This is a genomic window from Streptomyces poriferorum (assembly GCF_019399235.1).
Lineage (GTDB): Bacteria > Actinomycetota > Actinomycetes > Streptomycetales > Streptomycetaceae > Streptomyces > Streptomyces poriferorum.
In genome coordinates this window covers 1-337 of record NZ_JAELVH010000684.1, presented here as the reverse complement: position 1 = coordinate 337, position 337 = coordinate 1, and the positions used below count along the sequence as shown (strand labels likewise).

The 337-nt window shown below is 74.8% G+C and carries 1 protein-coding gene; it reads left to right on the top strand.

Annotation, left to right across the window (positions count from 1 at the left end; all coding sequences use genetic code 11):
• Positions 1-337 (top strand): ATP-binding cassette domain-containing protein (locus tag JGS39_RS40410; protein WP_219574705.1); only part of this gene is annotated, 337 nt, incomplete at both ends.

Sequence of the window (337 nt, the reverse complement as noted above, 5' to 3'; positions counted from 1 at the left end):
CTCGGCCCGAACGGCGCCGGAAAGTCCACGACCATGCGCATGCTCCTGGGCCTGGACGCCCCCACCCGCGGCCGCTCCACGATCGGCGGACGCTCCTACGCCGGCCACAGCGCACCCCTCACCGAAGTCGGCGCCCTGCTGGAGGCCCGCTCCGTCCACCCCGGCCGGACCGCCTTCCACCACCTCATGGCGCTCGCCCACACCCACGGCATCCCGCGCGGCCGCGTCGAACACGTCCTCGACCTGGCCGGGCTGACCTCGGTGGCCGGGAAACGCGTCAAGGGCTTCTCGCTCGGCATGGGCCAGCGGCTCGGCATCGCGGCCGCCATGCTCGGCG